At 62.3% G+C, this 17,900-nt stretch carries 17 protein-coding genes and 1 pseudogene; 8 read left to right on the top strand and 10 right to left on the bottom strand.

Features of this window, described 5'->3' with window-relative positions; all coding sequences use genetic code 11:
- Positions 1-165 precede the first annotated feature (165 nt).
- Together LHP98_RS18930 and LHP98_RS18925 are read left to right on the top strand one after the other, a co-directional pair.
- A complete protein-coding gene (locus LHP98_RS18930) occupies positions 166-372 on the top strand; it encodes a hypothetical protein (protein ID WP_227254115.1) in 207 nt (68 codons plus the stop codon).
- Between the two features lie 301 nt (positions 373-673).
- Positions 674-871 carry a hypothetical protein gene (locus tag LHP98_RS18925; protein WP_227254114.1) on the top strand — a complete coding sequence of 66 codons (198 nt, stop codon included), beginning with the start codon at positions 674-676 and terminating at the stop codon, positions 869-871.
- A gap of 202 nt (positions 872-1,073) precedes the next feature.
- Here LHP98_RS18925 and LHP98_RS18920 read toward each other — a convergent pair whose 3' ends face one another.
- The 7 genes and pseudogenes from LHP98_RS18920 to LHP98_RS18890 all read right to left on the bottom strand — a co-directional run bounded on the left by LHP98_RS18920 (position 1,074) and on the right by LHP98_RS18890 (position 6,652).
- Positions 1,074-2,720, bottom strand: coding sequence for a hypothetical protein (locus tag LHP98_RS18920; RefSeq protein WP_227254113.1), 1,647 nt, complete (start codon positions 2,718-2,720; stop codon positions 1,074-1,076).
- Between the two features lie 166 nt (positions 2,721-2,886).
- A complete protein-coding gene (locus LHP98_RS18915; protein WP_227254112.1) occupies positions 2,887-3,195 on the bottom strand; it encodes a hypothetical protein in 309 nt (102 codons plus the stop codon).
- Positions 3,196-3,302: 107 nt separating this feature from the next.
- On the bottom strand, positions 3,303-3,578 hold the full coding sequence (locus LHP98_RS18910) for a hypothetical protein (RefSeq protein ID WP_227254111.1): 276 nt from the start codon (positions 3,576-3,578) through the stop codon (positions 3,303-3,305).
- Positions 3,575-3,724, bottom strand: a complete 150-nt coding sequence (locus tag LHP98_RS18905; protein WP_227254110.1) for a hypothetical protein — start codon at positions 3,722-3,724, stop codon at positions 3,575-3,577. Before LHP98_RS18905 ends, LHP98_RS18910 begins: the two co-directional genes overlap by 4 nt.
- A gap of 184 nt (positions 3,725-3,908) precedes the next feature.
- A complete protein-coding gene (locus tag LHP98_RS18900; RefSeq protein WP_227254109.1) occupies positions 3,909-4,259 on the bottom strand; it encodes a hypothetical protein in 351 nt (116 codons plus the stop codon).
- A gap of 122 nt (positions 4,260-4,381) precedes the next feature.
- Positions 4,382-5,020: pseudogene (locus LHP98_RS18895) on the bottom strand (transposase); the annotation flags it as partial.
- A 48-nt stretch (positions 5,021-5,068) separates the two neighbouring features.
- Positions 5,069-6,652: a hypothetical protein gene (locus tag LHP98_RS18890; RefSeq protein ID WP_227254108.1), complete on the bottom strand. Its 1,584-nt coding sequence runs from the start codon at positions 6,650-6,652 to the stop codon at positions 5,069-5,071.
- 338 nt (positions 6,653-6,990) lie between these two features.
- Between LHP98_RS18890 and LHP98_RS18885 the strand changes: the two genes are divergently transcribed.
- The 4 genes from LHP98_RS18885 to LHP98_RS18870 all read left to right on the top strand — a co-directional run bounded on the left by LHP98_RS18885 (position 6,991) and on the right by LHP98_RS18870 (position 13,330).
- On the top strand, positions 6,991-7,458 hold the full coding sequence (locus LHP98_RS18885; RefSeq protein WP_227254107.1) for a cache domain-containing protein: 468 nt from the start codon (positions 6,991-6,993) through the stop codon (positions 7,456-7,458).
- Positions 7,459-7,493: 35 nt separating this feature from the next.
- The gene (locus tag LHP98_RS18880; protein ID WP_227254106.1) at positions 7,494-9,347 is read left to right on the top strand and encodes a methyl-accepting chemotaxis protein; all 1,854 of its coding nucleotides are present in this window, start codon (positions 7,494-7,496) and stop codon (positions 9,345-9,347) included.
- Between the two features lie 287 nt (positions 9,348-9,634).
- Positions 9,635-10,342, top strand: a complete 708-nt coding sequence (locus LHP98_RS18875; protein ID WP_227254105.1) for an IS6 family transposase — start codon at positions 9,635-9,637, stop codon at positions 10,340-10,342.
- Positions 10,343-11,056: 714 nt separating this feature from the next.
- The gene (locus LHP98_RS18870) at positions 11,057-13,330 is read left to right on the top strand and encodes a methyl-accepting chemotaxis protein (RefSeq protein ID WP_227254104.1); all 2,274 of its coding nucleotides are present in this window, start codon (positions 11,057-11,059) and stop codon (positions 13,328-13,330) included.
- Positions 13,331-13,668: 338 nt separating this feature from the next.
- Here the strand turns inward: LHP98_RS18870 and LHP98_RS18865 are convergent, their stop codons facing one another.
- Positions 13,669-13,911, bottom strand: coding sequence for a hypothetical protein (locus LHP98_RS18865; protein ID WP_227254103.1), 243 nt, complete (start codon positions 13,909-13,911; stop codon positions 13,669-13,671).
- A 339-nt stretch (positions 13,912-14,250) separates the two neighbouring features.
- Between LHP98_RS18865 and LHP98_RS18860 the strand changes: the two genes are divergently transcribed.
- Together LHP98_RS18860 and LHP98_RS18855 are read left to right on the top strand one after the other, a co-directional pair.
- Positions 14,251-15,849, top strand: a complete 1,599-nt coding sequence (locus tag LHP98_RS18860) for a minor capsid protein (protein ID WP_227254102.1) — start codon at positions 14,251-14,253, stop codon at positions 15,847-15,849.
- Between the two features lie 32 nt (positions 15,850-15,881).
- Positions 15,882-16,124, top strand: a complete 243-nt coding sequence (locus LHP98_RS18855) for a hypothetical protein (RefSeq protein WP_227254101.1) — start codon at positions 15,882-15,884, stop codon at positions 16,122-16,124.
- A 252-nt stretch (positions 16,125-16,376) separates the two neighbouring features.
- Here LHP98_RS18855 and istB read toward each other — a convergent pair whose 3' ends face one another.
- Together istB and LHP98_RS18845 are read right to left on the bottom strand one after the other, a co-directional pair.
- Entirely contained in the window at positions 16,377-17,105 is a 729-nt protein-coding gene (gene istB / locus LHP98_RS18850) for an IS21-like element helper ATPase IstB (protein ID WP_227254100.1), read from the bottom strand.
- The coding region (locus tag LHP98_RS18845; RefSeq protein ID WP_413687730.1) for a Mu transposase domain-containing protein at positions 17,038-17,900 on the bottom strand (863 nt) is incomplete at its 5' end. The genes istB and LHP98_RS18845, both read right to left, overlap by 68 nt.

Below are 17,900 nucleotides of genomic sequence, written 5' to 3'. Positions count from 1 at the left end.
TTCTGGACATTGCCATGGACCTCATGCGGACCGGGTCCAAAGAGCCGAAGGGCAATTTGCTCGACTACAGCATCAACCATTTGCTCAACCGATACGCGAGAAATTAGCGAAGGCTTAACCAAGGGTTGCCAGTGTGCACATGGGGGCAGCATTGGAATCCTGCACATGTACCTGGCGCCGACTGACGACTTCTTCATTGACGTTGCCCGCGACCTTCAGGACTTCATCCAAGAGAATGACATCGCCCACCTGAAGCCCAAGTTCGAAGCGCTCCGCGAAGCACTCGATCGCGAGATGGGCATCACGCTCCTCACCGGTGGCACTCAGCACCTGTACAAGCTCTCCAGCGGAATCCAGACCCGCGAGAGTTGATCGGCAACCTGCCTGCCCGCACGCGGAGGCTGAGCCTCTGGCAATTGAACGGGTCGGTGCACTTCAATCGATCTGGAGCCGGCTGCGGCGCCCGTCAGGCCATTGTCCCCGCAAGTGCGGTGGAATTCGCCGAAATCCTCGTGCGTATCCTGACCAACTTCCGGGCTGCCAGACAAACCTCGCTCCGCGCCAGCGCGGCGGAACTCACGGCACGCGGGATCAGGACCCGACTGGACGGACGGTGGCAGGTGTCGAATGTGAAGGGCTTGCCGGGTCGGCTGTGCCAGGACTAGGCTCTGGCATGTCTGGTAACTGGCAGCACATCGAGATCATCAACCACGGCACCATTGTCGTCTTGCGCCCGATCTCGGACGAAGGCCGGAAGTGGCTGGCGGAGAACGTCGGCGTGCCCGGGCCCGGTGGGGTTTACAGCTGCGAGCCCCGCATGGCACAGGATATCCTTCAGGCCGCGGCACGTGATCTGCTGTCCTGGCAATGAGCGAGCGCTGTCCCAAAGGTGAGTTTCGGCATGCCAATCTGACCCGTTTGGCGGGGTATCGGCGTCCGGTAATGACCCCATTGATGTTTCGTCTGACCAATCGCGGCAGGACTGCGGGCGGAGGGAGAGTTGAAGCGGGTGGATACGACAACGCAGGTCCGCCGGGCCTTTCTTATGCAGGCCCATATCGCCGCGGTCCGTTTCAGGGCACCTGCCTGAGAGCAGCGATCAGTTCGACGTCGGGGAAGATGGCCTCGATCTCTGCCATTGCTTCGGGCAGGTCGAGATTGGCCTTTTCCAACGCTTGGCGCTGTCGCATTTCCTCTGTTGTATCGGACCCAAGTCGAGCTGCGACAAGTGCAAGAACCAGGCCGCGATGATCGCCCGAAGCGAGGATCGCCTTCGCCTCTTCCAGCATGGCTGAGGCATTGCCATCGCGAAACGCAGCCAGCGCAAGCGGCAGGCGGTACCAGCCCGGCACCACGGTATAGCGGTCGACGACCTGACGGATGCGCGTCGCGCCGGTTTCCCAATCGCCAGTCAGACAGTCAAGCCAGCCCAGCTTGACCGCTGTGTCCAGGTTCGAGGGGTTGATCTCAAGCGCCCGCGCCAGCACCTCCTGCGCTTCGTCCAGTCGGCCGAGTCCGGTCAGGATCGAACCCATCGCTTCGTGCCCGTCGGACCCGTTCGGGTCTAGCAGCAGCGCCCGGTTTGCGGCAACCAATGCGGCTTCGACCTGCGGATCGTTGGTTGCTGCGCCGGCCTCGGTCCAGTCCAGGAACCGCAGGAAGGCCAGCGCCGACCAGATCTGCCCAACCGGCGTATCTTGAGCCGCGCGATCTTCCAGGCAGGCACGGGCCACCATCCGTTCCTGCAGGTCCTTCGTCAGGTCGAAGGACTGCCAGCGCAGGATGCAGCGAAAATCCGAGGTGCTGCCCCTGGCCCATTCCCGCTCTTCGTCGTTCAGCCGCGCCCGACCGTCGGAATCGATTACTCCCAACGCACCGCCCAACATCGAAGCGATCTGCGACAGCGCGTCAAAAACCGGCTGCGGGGTGCCCAAGTCCTTAGCTGGGAACGACAGTCGATCGGACCATAGGACCGTGCCCAACCCATCGCGCAGCTTGAGCGTCACATGCACTTTGCCCTCCGCTCCGTCCGTCGAGGCGATGGCGTTGCCCTCCAGCACGTAGTCGCGTGGCCGGACCGGCAGGGTCGTTACGGGCAGCGGGGAGATGACGCGAAAGCTGCGGAACGCCGAAAGCTCTATGGCGATGAAGGAGGAAATCGCATTGCCCGGAAAGGCCTTGTCCAGGCTCGGGCCTTTCTCGAAGGGGCGAACGAAGACGCGCGGGTAGTCCTCGTTCAGCGCCGCAGCGATCTCGGCGTCACCCGGATTTCGTAGCATCAGGACCGTGACGACTGCGGCCAGGGTCAGTGCCGCGACCGCCACCAGAAGCAGCGGCACCCGCAACCAGGTCGCCGACTGCGGTGCCGGCCTCGGAGCACTCTCGGCCTGCGCCTCGGCGGCGGTCTCTAACTCAGTGCGCCGGAACTGCACTTCCAGATGCGTCTGGCCCTTGGGCAGGTCGAAGCGGACCGGGTCCTCGCGTCCAGGGCCGAGGTAATACATCTCCAGTAGCTTCCGCAGTCGGCCGATCTCGACCCGGACGATGGAATCCTGCGATGGATCAAAACCGGTACTGCGCCCCAACACGTCGACGGCGATGGCATAGGCTTTGATCGGCACACCGGGACCGGCGCCGAGGAAATGCTCGATCAGATGAGCCAGCAGGGCATGGCCCCGCGCTTCTGGAGACAGCGCGCCGCGCCGGACCAGACGATCCAACTGGTCAAGACAGTCGACCCGACCAGGAAGTGCCTTGGTGCTGGGCAGGTCTGTCTGGGGTGTAGAGCCTGGGTTCGGGGGCATTGACCGAATTGCAGTCCTGGAGTGCGGGGCCAGCTAGCATTGCGCTCAGCCGCCTTGCAAGTGGAGAGCGTCGGTCTCGACCTCAGGCCCTCGAACGGGCAGCAAAATACTCGCCAATCAGGGACACCAGCGAGATGGCGAAGCGATCCATATATTGTTGTGCCGCCTGATCACCACGCCGCTCAAAAAAGAAGAACGCCGTATCGCAGAGGCGGATCGCTCCGTCGATGAGTTGCCGATCCAGCACAACTGCATTGGCAGACTCCATTTGGTCTCCGATCCTCCAGTTCTGTCCCGACCTTTCGGCCGAGGCCCGCCCGCGCCGCAAGGACCGCTGCATCCGCTCCACCTCCAGCCTCCCCAACCAGAAGACCGCCTTCGACTTCTGCATGGCACACCACCCACAAGGATTATCCCCGCCGTCGAAGTGGCGCTTGCAGGTAAGGGTGGTAAGGTACGTGCAGGCACTTCCGGGGACAGCGATGCCGCCTTCCAAGGTCATGCTGTCGTGCCACGGCAGGCCTTGGGTGAGCCAACCTGAACTTCGGACCCAGCCGCTCCCGGATTGCCGGTGACAGGCCCAAGTGCCACCTCATAGCCAGTGACCGTGGCGTCGCCGCCGACCGGTTCGCTGACGGTGACACTGTAACCCACCGCGAAGAAACCGCCGGTGGCCGGTGCTTCGACCGTCAAACGCCGTCCGGCCAGAAGCGCAGACCCCGCAACCGGCGAAGCCACGACGATGCGGTTTCCAGCCAGGAACAGATCGGTCACACCGCAGCCCCGTCGCAACGCACCGAGGCTCCGGCCCCGTAGTGGTCCGACACGATCATCAAGGCCGTGGTTCCCGAAGCGGCCGGAGTTTCCGCGAGAACTGGAGCGGCAAAGAGACAGCAGATCAGGATCAGCGGGCGGAACATGGCAGCATTCTTCAGAAGACTGACTCCCAGCATGGCTGCAAGCCTCAGGTACGAAGCAGATGGACATCAATCCGGACGTCCGCAGCGCCGGTGCAGGGCGGCATCGAGAAGTGTCGACTTGCGATCTGGCATATGTGGAAGCTGGCACGAAACGCTTGGCAGACGGCGCGCGGCAGCGGAGTATCTATTCCGAGGAGCGGGGCCTGAAGACCAGAACCTTGCCGTCAGGACCCTCTACGTCTCTCTCATCCCAAGCCATTCTTGCTTCAAGCAGGTGGTCAAGCACTTCGCGCAGCCCCTGTTGCCGACAATGGTTGATCAATTCGTCGAGAGCATCCGAGAACAGTTCCGCGGTCCTCTCGGGTCGCGGAATTGCCGCGTCAAAGTCCAAGCGTTCGATTACATCCTTGGCGTGGGCAAGTGAAAGGTGAACTGAACTCAGGCCGTGCACGCGGGCGTAAGTGGCGAGATCGTCAAGTGCCGAAACAATCCAGGACTGCACGCTCTCCAAGTCCGGTCCCTTCTTCGCGGCCAATCGGCCCCGATCCTAACGATGATCCAATCTCAGGCGGAACGCTGAGGGTCCGGCACAAGGATGGGCATGGTGGGTCACGTCCGTCAAGCTGGTGTAATTTCCTGGGTGACCTGAGGGCATGATCAGGCGGCTTTCGTGGTTATGCTGAGAATGGGGTCGATCTCCTCCTTGTCGATCTGGGCGAAGGCTTCGACCATCATGTAGCGGCTGGAAGTCTGCCACTCGTCGTTCTGCTCGAACAGCACGGCGCCGATGAGGCGCATGATGGAAGCCCCGTTGGGGAAGATGCCGACCAAGTCGGCGCGCCGCTTCACCTATTTGTTCAGGCGTTCGATCGGGTTCGTGCTGTGCAGCTTGGTGCGGTGCTGGCGGGGGAAGGACATGTAGGCCGCCACATGGTGCTCGCTGGCGTCCATGAGGTCGGCCCGCTTTGGCCAGCGCGGGCGCAACTGCTCGGCCACCTTTCGCCAGGTCTCGCCCGCATGAGAGCGGTCGGGCTGGTCGAAGGCTTGGCGGATCGCAGCGGCGACAACGGTGTGCTGGCCACGCGAGACGTGCGTCAGCGCGTTGCGCATCCAGTGAACGCGGCAGCGCTGCCAGGTCGCCTCGAAGACTCGGGCGATGGCGGCCTTCAGGCCGGTGTGAGCATCGCTGATGACCAGCCTGACCCCGCCGAGGCCGCGGACGCGCAGGGACCGCAGGAACTCGGTCCAGAAGGTCTCGGCTTCCGAGGGGCCGATGCCCAGGCGCGACGACTCGCGGACGTTCGACACCGATGGATTTCACGGCGTCTTGCGCACCATCGTCACTCAGCATACCGGCATCTGCAGAGAATCGAAGCACAGCGTCACGAATTGGCCACTACGCGCCAGCATCGCGTTCAAATCGTTGATGGGAATTCCCGAAAAAATCTTCGCGTCAGAGGTTTCCAGTTCCTTGATGTCGGCCTGCGCCACCGCGCGCGACGTCCAGTTTCCCATAGTCATCGACGTGGACTCAAGCCAGGACGAAACCATGGCGGTCAGGTCCACGATATCCAGAACCGGCGTTTCGCGAGGATAGATCACGAATTCTACAGCCTCGACGTAACTGGCCGTGGGGTTTTCGGCATACACCCGGATCGAGTTCACCCGTGCATCCGTGACAAGACCCTCAAGAGCCGTGGCATCCAGGCTGGAAACAGCAATCACGCCGTGATCAGTCAGTGGATCGTCCAGGTCCGCCCAAAGCTCGGTCTGTCTTTCCACCGAGAATGCGCCCAATTCCTCAAACAGGAAGAAATAACCAAGGCCGTCCAGTGTTGCGTGGTGTTCGTCGGGGTAATAGCTGAACGCGCCGTCTTCGGGCACGTAGTTTCGCTCGAAGATTCTCGCAACGTATTGGGCGAACAATTTACGCGCCTGCAACCGATGCGCTCTGCTTGCGCCGGGCCATAGATAGCGCGTGAGCATGGGGATACCCTTTGCCATGGTCAGGTTGCATTCATGGATCTGATCCAGATCCGCGCCGCCCGGCATTGGCAGAGCCAGCACATCGAGCGCTCTGGCGAACATCTCGTTGCGGTACCGCAACGGGAAATCCTTGTGGATATCGGTGCCGTCCGCTTTGACGAAGTGTTTAATAATTGACGCGGTGTTGTTCAGATCAACCGTCAGCATTTCCCCATTGGAACGCGAGATCGGGCCCCAGAATCCGGTTTCTGCGTCCTGATGGTCGTAGAACCATTGCAGCAGGGATCGCTGCCACTCGGGAGAAAACGCGTGAAGTTGTCTGCCTTCGATCACCCCTTCATCGCCCGAATGGCTTAGCATGCTTCGCGCAAACAGAAAGCTGGTCTGCGGGAACAGGGTCGCAATCGGTCCTACATGCGAAACGTCATCCAGAAAGGCGGTCAATTCGTCCGGCGTGTCGACTTCATCCAGATAGACGAGCGGATATTTCAACTTCAGCGGAACCCCCAACTCCTCGGCAAGGGCACTCAGATGGGCGATCACGTTCTCGGTCACCTCGTTGTAGGTGCAATAGGGAAAATCAGGATCCATGAATGCGCCGGTTCCGGGGTCCTGAAGATCGAGATAGAAATCCAGTTCCTCGGCTTTCGTCTGGAATTCCGGAATACGGGCAAATCCCGTGCGGGTTTCCATCTTCGAGTGAAGCGTGCCGATCATGGTTAGGGCCTTGACGTACTCTCCCTTGTCCAGCCAATAGGCCAATCCCAGCATCTTGAATTCGAAATCGCCGACGTAGTAGCCCTCTTCCTGCAACTGTCGATTCAAGCGAAACAGGTCCTTGACCTGGGTTCTGACGTGAAGTGCTTCCCAGGCGACAAGGGCGATCAACACGGCCGGAGCGATCATCGCGGCCAGGATCAGTTTCTTCGTTCTGGAATTCATGACCGCAGCGCCATTGCAGGCCCTTTGGCCAGTCTCGAGACTGGCGCAGCGGCGGCTCTGCTTCAACGCCAAAGGCCCTTGACGATGCAAATGCTACCTTATGGCACAGTGCGCTTGGTCCGGCGCCTCGGGTGAACGCACGGCACAAATGTGCCGCCAGGCAGCAGGCCCATCTGCAATCCTTTCTTAAGGGGAACCCGCCAATCTGAGGCCATGCGGTCGGGACTCAGGACTGCCGGACACGAATCCGGTGCTGTCCTAATGGATTCTGATCGTCAGGCATCCATGGGTTTCCACCGCGGGGTGGGAGCTCAACACAACCCAGTTAGGAGCATCACATGATCACTCGCAGAACCCTCCTGGCGCTCGCCGCTTTGTCGCTGGCACTGCCCGCCCTGGCCTCGGACGGCACCCGGGGAACCCGCGACGAAGCCGTCGCCATGGCCGACGCCGCCGTCGCGCTGTACAAGACTGAAGGTGCCGACGCCGCTTTCGCCGCCTTCATGGACCCGGCGGATGTGCGCTTCCACGACCGCGACCTTTACGTCTGGGCACTGGATTTCGGCATGGTGATGCAGGCCCACGGCGCCAAGGCGGCGCTGGTCGGCAAGGATCTGTCGTCGCTGACCGATGTCGATGGCGTCAAGATCAACCTCGAAGCGGTGCGCGTCGCCAATGAGCAGGACACCGGCTGGATCTCCTACAAGTGGCAGAACCCGACGACCGGCGCGGTCGACAAGAAGTCGTCCTACGTCGTCAACGTGAACGACGAAGTGATCATCGGCGTCGGCGTCTACGACGAATGACCGGCAGGCGGGCCATGACGTTTCGGAGTATCGGTATGATCAGACTGTTCAAGAATCTGCCGCTGCTGGCTCAGGGGGCCTTTGGCGCCGTGGTGACCGCGGCGGCGCTGATGGCCGTCGTCGTCATGGCCCTGCTGCAACTCGGCGCGGCCTCGACCCGGATGGAGGAGGTCGGCTCCACCGTGCTGCCGGAAACGCAGCGTGCCGCGGATCTGGTATCTACGACAGTCGCAATGCAGTTCGAGTTGCTGCAACTCGTCACCTGGGCCAGCAGCGGCGTCGGCGGCGACTCCCTGCAGCGCCAGTTCGACGAGGCGATCGCCGCGCAAGAGGCGTTCCGCGCGGCGGTGGCCGAGATCGACGTTGACTCCTCGGCGCGCATCTCCGAATTTGGCGAGGTCTATTTTGCCCAGGCAAAACAGGTCCTCGACGTGGCCGAAGTGGACGCCAGCCTGGCGATGATGTTCCTGAATGGCGCCGAGGAGGGCTTCGCCACGCTGAATGCAGCGGTGCGCGAGCTTGGCCGTTCGGCCAATGCCACCGCCATGGACCGGGTCGGCGCGATGGCCGCCTCGGCGCGGCTTTCCGTGACCGAGTTTACGCCGATCTCGATCGCCGCCGTCATCGGTGGCCTGGTGCTGACCCTACTGGTGCAGATCTTCATCTCGAGGCCGGTGCGCCAGATCACCGGCGCCATGAAGGCGGTGACCGAGGGCCTGTTTGACGCGCCGATTCCCTGCCTCGGGCTGAAGAACGAGCTTGGCCAGCTGGCCGCCGGCGTCGCCAGCTACCGCGATCACCGCCAGCACGAGGTCAGCACCATGGCCCGCGAGCGCGAAGAAGCCCGCGTTCACCGCGCTGCGCTGGTCGATCAACTGGGCGAGGGGCTGCGGCGGCTGTCGGCCGGCGATCTGACCGGCCGCATCGACGATGATCTGGGCGAGGGCTTCAACGGGCTGCGCGACGACTACAATGCCACGATCGACGGCCTTGGCGACCTGATGGGTTCCGTGCTTGAGGCGTCTGCCACGATCCGGGCCCGCGCCGAAGAGATCGCCGGATCGTCCGACGAACTGGCGCGCCGAACCGAAAACCAGGCAGCGACGCTGGAACAGACCGCGGCGGCGCTGGACGAGTTGACTGCGAGTGTCCGCTCGGCGGCCGAGGGGGCGTCGGAGGTCGAATCCGTCGCGCGGGAGGCGCGAGGCCGGGCCGAAGATTCGGGCAAGGTGGTGCAAGATGCCATCGGCGCGATGTCCGAGATCAAGTCGTCCTCCGAAGGCATCAGCAAGATCATCGGCGTGATCGACGATATCGCCTTCCAGACCAATCTTCTGGCGCTGAATGCCGGCGTAGAGGCGGCGCGGGCGGGCGACGCCGGCCGCGGATTTGCAGTGGTTGCCTCAGAGGTGCGGGCGCTGGCCCAACGCTCCTCCGAAGCCGCGAAAGAGATCAAGGGCCTGATTGGCACCAGTTCGGACCAGGTGGCCTCGGGCGTGGCGCTGGTGAACCGCACTGGAGATGCCTTGACCGACATAGTCGTCCGGGTGAACAACATTGCCGGGCTTATCAGCGAGATCACCACCGGCGCGAAGGAACAGTCGGCCGGTCTTGGAGAGATCAACGTCGGCGTGACGGAACTCGACAAGGTGACCCAGCAGAACACCGCCATGGTCGAAAACGCGACCGCTGCTTCGGCAACGCTGAGGCATGAGGCCGAAACACTACAAGGTCTCGTCGCGCAGTTCCGGCTGCATGGCGGTGTCACGCGAGGGTCTGCGGCCGTGGTGCCCCTCCGACCCCCTGAGCCAGAGGCGAACACAGCCGAAATTGTCCCGGACCCTGGCAGGAAGCTCAGGGCCGGCCAGGGAGGATGGGCGGAGTTCTGAACGCGACCCTTTTCATCGGCGAGTTTGGCGGTCGTGAGGGCTCTGATGATGTGACCGCCCCCCGACGGCATCAATGTGCCAAGGTTGGTCTGCGAAGATCCAGAGAGGAGGACGGTCACATCATCAGAGCCAAGCCCGCTATGACGACTCCAACTGGGGCAACCTGACGCTGGGCTGGATAGTGCGGCAATGGATGCCGGCGCGGCAGCGGTGGGCGACACCTACAGCGGGTGCTGTCAGAGGAAACAGGCTTGCTGGCTGAGAGCGCCGTTCGCTAGCCTGCTGGGATGACCCAGCCTTCCCCGTTCCGCTATTTCAAGACGAGCCCCGAGATCATCCGCCTGGCGGTGATGCTCTACATCCGGTTCCCGCTGTCGCTGCGGAACGTTGAGGACATGCTGCACGAACGCGGGATCGAGATCAGCCATGAGACTGTGCGGTTCTGGTGGAACAGGTTCGGCCCAATGTTTGCGGCCGAAATCCGCGGCAGGCGGGTGGAGGCGATGCGCGCGTACCGCCATTGGCGCTGGCATTTGGACGAAGTCTACGTGAAGATCAACGGCGTGACCCACTACCTCTGGCGGGCTGTCGATCACGAGGGCGAGGTGCTGGAAAGCGTCCTGACCAAGACGCGGGATCGCAAAGCGGCGCTGAAATTGCTGAAGAAATCGATGAAGCGGCATGGCCGGCCGGAAACCATCGTGACTGATCGGTTGCGGTCCTGCGGTGCCGCCCTGAAGGACCTCGGCCGCGGCGATGACCGTGAGATGGGTCGCTGGCTCAACAACCGCGCCGAGAACTCGCACCTGCCGTTCCGACGACGAGAGCGGGCGATGTTGCGGTTCCGGCGCATGCGAACGCTGCAGAAGTTCGTCTCGGTCCATGCCTCGGTCCACAACCACTTTCCGACGGAGCGCCACCTCCAAGACCGCAACACCTACAAGCAGACCCGCGCCGCCGCTCTCGCCGAGTGGCGCGGCCTTCTCGCGGCCTGATCGATAGCTGGGGCTGGGGTAACGGAGACTGGTTCGCATTCGTCTGACAGCACCCTATCGAAGGAAAATGCGTCTGATGATCTGGATCGAGTAGTATATTTTTTCACGCGCTTGGCCCTCTGCGTTGACGCAGATCTCTGCGATGCCAATGCCGCCGATGCGTTTCTTGAGGACACGCTGGGAACCTTCCTGGCAAACTTCGGACCTGCAATCGAGGACCGTCAGATGGACGACCCGCATTTTGGCACTGCGCTTTTCACGCTCCAGAAAAGGATGAGCAAGCTAGGCTGAGTCAATCTCCCAAATCAGACTTCGCGGACAGTCACGGCTTTGCATCGGCATCGGCTTCCATCGGGGCGCGCACACTCGCTGGCATATTGTGGCGAATGACGGCATCGGCGCGCCGACCCTGTCCGACATGGGGGCAAGCTTAGCTATCGCCACGGGCGGCGTGCTGACCTTGTTCATCGCAGCACCGCCCAACGGGGGGGTCCGTCTGGGTGCGGGTCGTCGACGATGTGTCGGGCGGGGTGTTCGAGCAGGAGATCACGGCGGACCTAACCGTCAGTAAGTCAGGCCGAACAGGGAATAGTGCGACCAGTTTACGGTCTTTACACGGATCTGCTGCAAGACTGTCCGCGCTGGGAGAGCCAATATCGGCACAGCTCCCTGCCAAAGCCGGTCCAATTGGCTTCCATGACCTGCGAGTGATCGATGATTCGGAGAATCCTGCACCTGCCAATCGCCTGGCGCTTGCCGCTGATGGCCCTTTTGATGGCAGGCCTGATTGCCCTCATGGGCGGGTTGCTCTACCTTCGGGCTTATAGGACCACGATCGAGACCATCCGCAACACCATTGGCTACGTGGCCAAGGACGAGGCAGCGCGGGTGGCCGTCTGGTACGAGACGATCGCGCGCGAGATCGTCCTGATCGCCGCCGAGCCGTCCACCGCCGCCGATATCCGCCTTTTCGGCGAGGCAATCCAAGCCGACGGTTCCGGCATGTCACGTGCGCAGGATCACTATGCCCGCAACAATCCGCATGAGCTGGGCAAACGCGACCTATTGGTCGACGCCGGAGACGGGTCGGCCTATTCCAACATGCACCTGGGCATCCACCCTCGGTTCACGGGGATGCGCCAGTTGCTTGGCTTCTACGACATGTTTCTGTTCGATCCCCAGGGTGATCTGCTCTACACCGTCGTAAAGGAGGCCGACTTTGGTGAGAACTTTCGCACTGGTCCCTACGCCGACACCGGCCTGGGGATAGTGTTCCGCATGGCGGTCGAGGCCGGGCCGGGCGAGGTAGTCGTCGCCGATTTCGAATCCTACTCCCCCAGCGCCGGCGCACCTGCCGCCTTTGCTGCAACGCCAGTCCTTGACCAGGCAGGGACATTGATCGGCGTTCTTGCCGCCCAGCTTTCGGTCGAAGGCCTTTCGGCCAGCCTGGCACGATCGGCGCTGCTTGGGTCCAAGGGCGACATGTATCTGGTTGGCGACGACGGCCGGGCGCGCACGCGGTCGCGGTTCGACGGTCGGTTCGTCGAGTTCGATCCGCTGCCCGACCTGCCCTTCGTCTCGGATCTGAAGGCTGGCAAGACCGGCGTCACCTTCGGCACGCTTGGGGTCTCGGGTGCTGAGAGCATCGTGCTGACCCAGCCACTGGACGTGGCCTTCGGCAATTGGACGCTGGTCGTCGAACTGGACCAGACGGAGCATCTCGCCGGTGTGGTCGCTTTCAGGAACTGGGTTCTGGGATTTGTCGGTTTTGGCCTCGTTGTCGGGCTTGCCCTTGGGTTGGGCGCATCGCGGGGAATCACGCGGCCGCTTTCCAGTGTTCTGCGCTCGATCGACCAGGTCGCCGGGGGCGACTATGCGGCCGAGATTCCCGTTGCCGACCGACGCGACGAGATCGGCCGGCTTGGGCGGTCGGTGATGGAATTCCGCGACAAGCTGGCGGCGGGTGAGGCACTGGAGGCCAAGCGGGCGCGCGACTGGGGGGCCCAGGAGACCGTCACCCGGAAGATGACGGCTGCGCTGGAATCCCTGGCGGCGGGAGACCTGACATGCACGTTGGAGGACCGGTTCCCATACGGCTTCGAGCCGATGCGTGCCAACTTCAACAAGACGCTCATCACGCTGCGCGAGATGCTTGTGGTTGTAGTACAAAACGCGGACGAGATGCACACCCGCGCCGAAGTGATTTCGGAGGCAACCGAGGACCTGTCGAAACGCACGGAGAATCAGGCTGCCACGCTGGAACAGACGGCTGCTGCGCTGGACGAGTTGACTGCCAGCGTGCGTTCCGCAGCAGACGGTGCGGCCGAAGTTGAGACGGTCGTTCGGAATGCCCGCGACGAAGCCACGGCAAACGGCAAGGTGGTACGCGACGCGGTTGACGCGATGGCCGAGATCAAGCGGTCCTCGGACGGAATCTCACAGATCATCGGCGTGATCGACGACATCGCCTTCCAGACTAACCTCCTGGCGCTGAACGCCGGGGTCGAGGCCGCCCGGGCGGGCGAGGCCGGGCGCGGCTTTGCCGTGGTTGCGTCGGAAGTCCGGGCGCTGGCGCTGCGGTCCTCGGATGCGGCGAAGCAGATCAAGCAGCTGGTCTCGGACAGCTCGGTCCAGGTGCACTCGGGCGTTGCGCTGGTGAATCAGGCCGGGAAGGCCCTTGCCGGGATCTTGGAGCATGTCGGAAGCATCGCAGAGCTAGTCAGCTCTATTGCCGTCGGAGCCAGGGAGCAGTCGGCGGGACTTGGCGAAATCAACGTTGGCGTCACGGAACTGGACAAGGTCACCCAGAAGAACACGGCGATGGTGGACGAGGCCTCCGCCGCCACAGCGGCACTGAAGCAAACCGCAAGAGACCTGCAGGCGCAGGTCGCCCGGTTCAAGCTGGCCAACACGGCCGGCCCTGCCGAAAATCCGACCATCAGAGGGTCCGAACACCGAACCTCGGACAGTAACCTCGCCGCGGCATAGGACCTTCACTAGGTCAGGGAGACCTCATTTCCGTGCCATCGGCTTGGAGTGTGCCGGCGACTTCGTCGTGGGCTTCGCGTCTGGCCAGCGGCGGGGCACATCCTTTGTGAAGGGTGATCGAGATGGACAGGAAGGCCGACAGTGAAGGTGTCAGAGGAACCGTAATTGCCGGAGTGAATAGCCCCTTGATTTGTAGATGTCGCCCTTGTCGTTGCAGGGGTGAAGGACGGCCTCATCGAAGCCATGATAGTTGCCGAATGGGGTGTGGTGCAGCTCTCGGCCCAACCCATCGAAGCGTCTTTGACTGGGGCGGTTCTTCTTTTTGTCGTTGAGGTGAACTACCGACTGGTAGCGATGTCCATCTTGAGGGATTCAAGAGCTGCTAACGCCGCCGCCCTCGCCCGCTCTTTGCCTGATGGCGCGGAGACTTCCCCTACGCCATAGAACGCCCGTTGCGGATGGTCCTCCTCCAGCACGCCCCGCACGTCAGCAAGATCGCAGGCGTTGATGTGCTGTCCCATCATCCCGACAATGGATTGCACGACATCCGCCATGCGTTCGGTTGCGGTCCTTTCTTCCAATACGAGCCTCCGTTCTTCCGAAGTGACTGATCCGCCCCGGCTTTACCGGAGAGTGTTTTGTTCAAGGATTAGGCGACCATATCGAGTGCGTTCAGGTTTGCATAGAATGCCTCGCCCATTGCTCCGTCGGCGCAACCGCGCCAAGTTCAACAACAAACTCTGAGGACCTTAGCCGGATGAGCGTCGGGGGTCACAGCATCGGTTCCCGGAGAAGGTTGGACGCCAGTCCCGCTCCCTCCGCCAACGCGACTCCGGTCGAACCTTCTCAGGCACCGAACGCTCGGTTAACGATTTCCAACCCGAACCGATGTAGGTTTCCTTCAACTCCAAGGGGAAGCCATGAGTTCATTCGCCAGTTTCAGCCAGTTCATCCGTCATGGCGGTCAGGCAAGCATCATCCTGAGACTGCGTCCGGTCGAACCGTTGCTGGAGCTGAAGCAGTCGTGGCCTGACCCATCCAGCCTGGATGCCTTTGAGCAGCGCCTGCGCGAACTTGCCGCCGAAAACTGGTCCGGCATTGCAGCAGTCTTTCTGCGGGCTGGCCTTGAAGCCGATCCAGCCGCGGAAGACATTGAGGCCGAGGTTGATCAGGCGCGGGCGACATATTCAGATCAGGCTTCCGCGATCCTGGCATCTGGCGACTCATCTGTCTTCGAAGCAGACCTCGAGACGTTGGCGAATTGGTTGGCGCGGCGGTTCCTGACCGAGATCAACGAACGACGTCAGCGGCAGCTAGGGGTGACACATTTCATTTGGCGGACGCAGGACGACGAAAAGGTCCGCGCCGCGCATGCCGAACGTGATGACAGGGTGTTCTCCTGGGAGGATGGGTTTCCGGACGGCGCGCCCGGCCATGGCTACAACTGCCGCTGTGTCGCGGAACCTGCGATTATCGATGGGACAATTCTGCTGACGGATGTTCCGGCGTCTCCCGAGATCAGTGATAGGATCGCCCGGGCTCAAGCGAGCGGGCTCGCCGACGCAGCGACCGATGCAAGCGTCGGAGGTGCAACATCAGTCTATAACCTCGTCCGTTTCTCATGGCTGGGGTACCGGCGGCTTTTCGGGATAATCACGCCAGAGGAAGAGGTCGAACGTCTGGCCATGCGCGAGGGTGTCTTGCGTGCGATTGATGCGCTTGCCGCGTTGGACGAAGAGACGTTACGCCAACTGGCCGACGCCTTCGTCGATCATTTTGAGGCGCAGCACGCCGATCGGCGGCTGCTCGATCTGGAGTATCGTCTCGGTCTTGTGTCTGAGGAGACCTTACTGCGGGCCTACCGGGACGTCGCCTACATGGATGGCGCGACGACACTCGGCACGACAGCCTTCGCAGCAGTTGCCACACGACTAGGCCTCAACCTGACAAGACTGCGCCCGCGCGACGCATTTGTCGCTCTTCGAGCCGCAACGGCACGGATGGAAACGCTGCTGGCGATGCGCCGCGCGACCGCGAGTGCGTTCGTTGCGCGGCGTTTTGCCGAATTAGAAGCGCAAGGTCACGGACCCCAGCGTCACGAAGGCGCGGTCACGCGGCAGTTGTTGATCGACCGGGTCCTCGACGGCAAAGACCCTATGACAGGGACATCAGTGGATGGTGTTACGGGCCGACCGCACCGCCCGCCGCCGATTGCCACCCGGATCACAACACCAGAGGCATTTGTCTCCGCAGAAAGCTACCTTCGGCGGACGGCCGCGTACCGCGCAGCTCGTGACGCCGCACTTTTCGCGCCAATGTACCGGCGAAGTAGCTTCTCGGTCGTTCTGTCGTTGGACGATGCACTTGGGCCGGACTACCTGCGACTCGTCGAAGGGGTAAGACGCGCGGATGGACGCATTGTGGACGTCGATTTCGAGGGCGGATTGCTGCTGGCCATATTTCGATTGGAGCCAAGTGGTGTCCCTGTTCTTGTCACCATGTATCCTGTCGGGAGGTAAAATTGGTCAGTTTGGACAGTTGGAAAGAGACCATGTTCCTTCTCTGCGGACCTGAAACCTATGCTCCCGACAGCTTGAAAGAAGGACTTGAAGAGAATTCAATCGAAGCCCGCGACTTTCGAAATCGCTTTGAGGCAATCTTGAGGGATCGACCTCTGGGCGCACAGGAGTATGAGCGTGACATCGGGTTTCATTTCGATACGGACGAACAGCTTTATCGTTACCTTGCCGCCATGCACGCCTTCTTGTTCGAGAGCGGCCCATTTCCTTTGTGAACGGGAACCATGTCGCTCAGTTTTCGTCAGAGAAGGTTCGACCGGAGTCGCGTTTCCTCCGCCATTCTTCCCACCTAAAATATTCATAAATAGGGGAAAGCAAGAATCGCTTCGCCCCGGGAATTCCTGTCAATCGGCGCGCAAGACTGACCCCGGATCGGCGTCCAATTTTGACCCTACCGGTTAGACGAGATCGGGGCCTGAGCCGACGGAACGGTCAGGGTGTGGAGTCGGCTCAGGCCCTGATCGGGGTCAGGCGCGGTTCTTGAAGCGCCAGGACTCGTTGCCGGTCTCGATGATCTCGCAATGGTGGGTGAGGCGGTCGAGGAGCGCGGTGGTCATTTTTGCGTCGCCGAAGACGGCTGGCCATTCGCCGAAGGCGAGGTTGGTGGTGACGATGACCGAGGTGCGCTCGTAGAGGCGGCTGATCAGGTGGAAGAGGAGCTGGCCGCCGGATTGCGCGAAGGGCAGGTAGCCCAGTTCGTCGAGGATGACGAAGTCGAGGCGTGTGAGGTAGTCAGCCATGCGACCCTGCTTGCCGCCGCGGGTCTCGGTCTCCAGCCGGTTCACGAGGTCCACCACATTGAAGAAGCGGCCGCGGGTGCCGCTGCGGATGAGCGAGCGCGCGATGGCGATGGCGAGGTGGGTCTTGCCGGTTCCGGTGCCGCCGATGAGGACGAGGTTGCGCTGATCGGCAACGAAGCCGCCGGTGGCCAGATCGCGCACCAGGCCCTCGTTGATCGGCGTGCCGGCGAAGTCGAACGCGTCGATGTCCTTGGCCAGCGGCAGCTTGGCGATGGTCATCTGGTAGCGGATGGACCGCGCCTGTTTCTCGGCGATCTCGGACTGCAAGAGGTCGCCCACGATGCGGGGCGGTTCGTGCTGGCGCTTGATGCCTGCGGCCATGACCTCGTCATAGGCGCTGCGCATCCCGTAGAGCTTGAGGCTTCCCATCAGGTCGAGGATCTGGGTGCGTTCCATGTCGACTGGTCCTCCTGAGGCTGTCGTAGCGTGCGCAGTCGGCCACAGGCTCGTGGGTCAGGCGCAACGCGGTGGGGGTCAGTAGAAGCGGTGGCGGGGCGGCGTCCTTGCTGCGGGCAAGGATGTTGATGATGACCGGCGCGGAATGGACGCCCTGATCGATGGCCTCCCGGCAGGCCGCCTCGACAGCCTGCAGGCCGTCGTCACGCACACAGCTCAGGATCTGGACCATCTGCCGGTCGCCGTCATCGCTGCCGCGCAGTTTGCGCCGGATCGCGGCCATCGCTGGTGGCAGCACCCAATCCTTGAACGGGGCACCATTGCGCAGGGCTCCGGGTTTGCGCGCCAGAACAGGCACATAATGCCAGGGGTCGTAGATAGTCTGGTTCCGACCGAAGGCCCGTGCATGTTCGCCGACGCTCACCCCGTCTTGCCGGATGACGATCCGCTCCGCATAGGCATGCACCTCGACAGGTCGCCCGACCGCCGTGGCCAGCACCGAGTATTTGTTGTTGTCGAACCGCACCGTGCAGGTCTTCGATACCGAGGCCGACACGCTGTGGAAGCCGTCGAAGGGGCCGACATAGGGCACGAGCTGCGGTCGTTCCGCCGCGAACATCTCCCAGATCGTCCTGTCGGTCTGTTCGGGATGACGGTGCGCCTTGGCATAGGCCACGCATTTGTCCATCAGCCAGGCGTTCAGCTCTTCCAGATTCTTGACCCGCAGGCGGGGCGTGAAGAACCGCTCGCGCACCAGCCCGACCTGGTTCTCGACCTGCCCCTTCTCCCAACCTG

This window comes from Rhodobacter sp. Har01, assembly GCF_020564565.1.
Classification (GTDB): Bacteria; Pseudomonadota; Alphaproteobacteria; order Rhodobacterales; family Rhodobacteraceae; genus Pseudogemmobacter.
The sequence above is the reverse complement of the archived record's forward strand: the minus strand, read 5'-3'. Positions and strand labels throughout refer to the sequence as shown.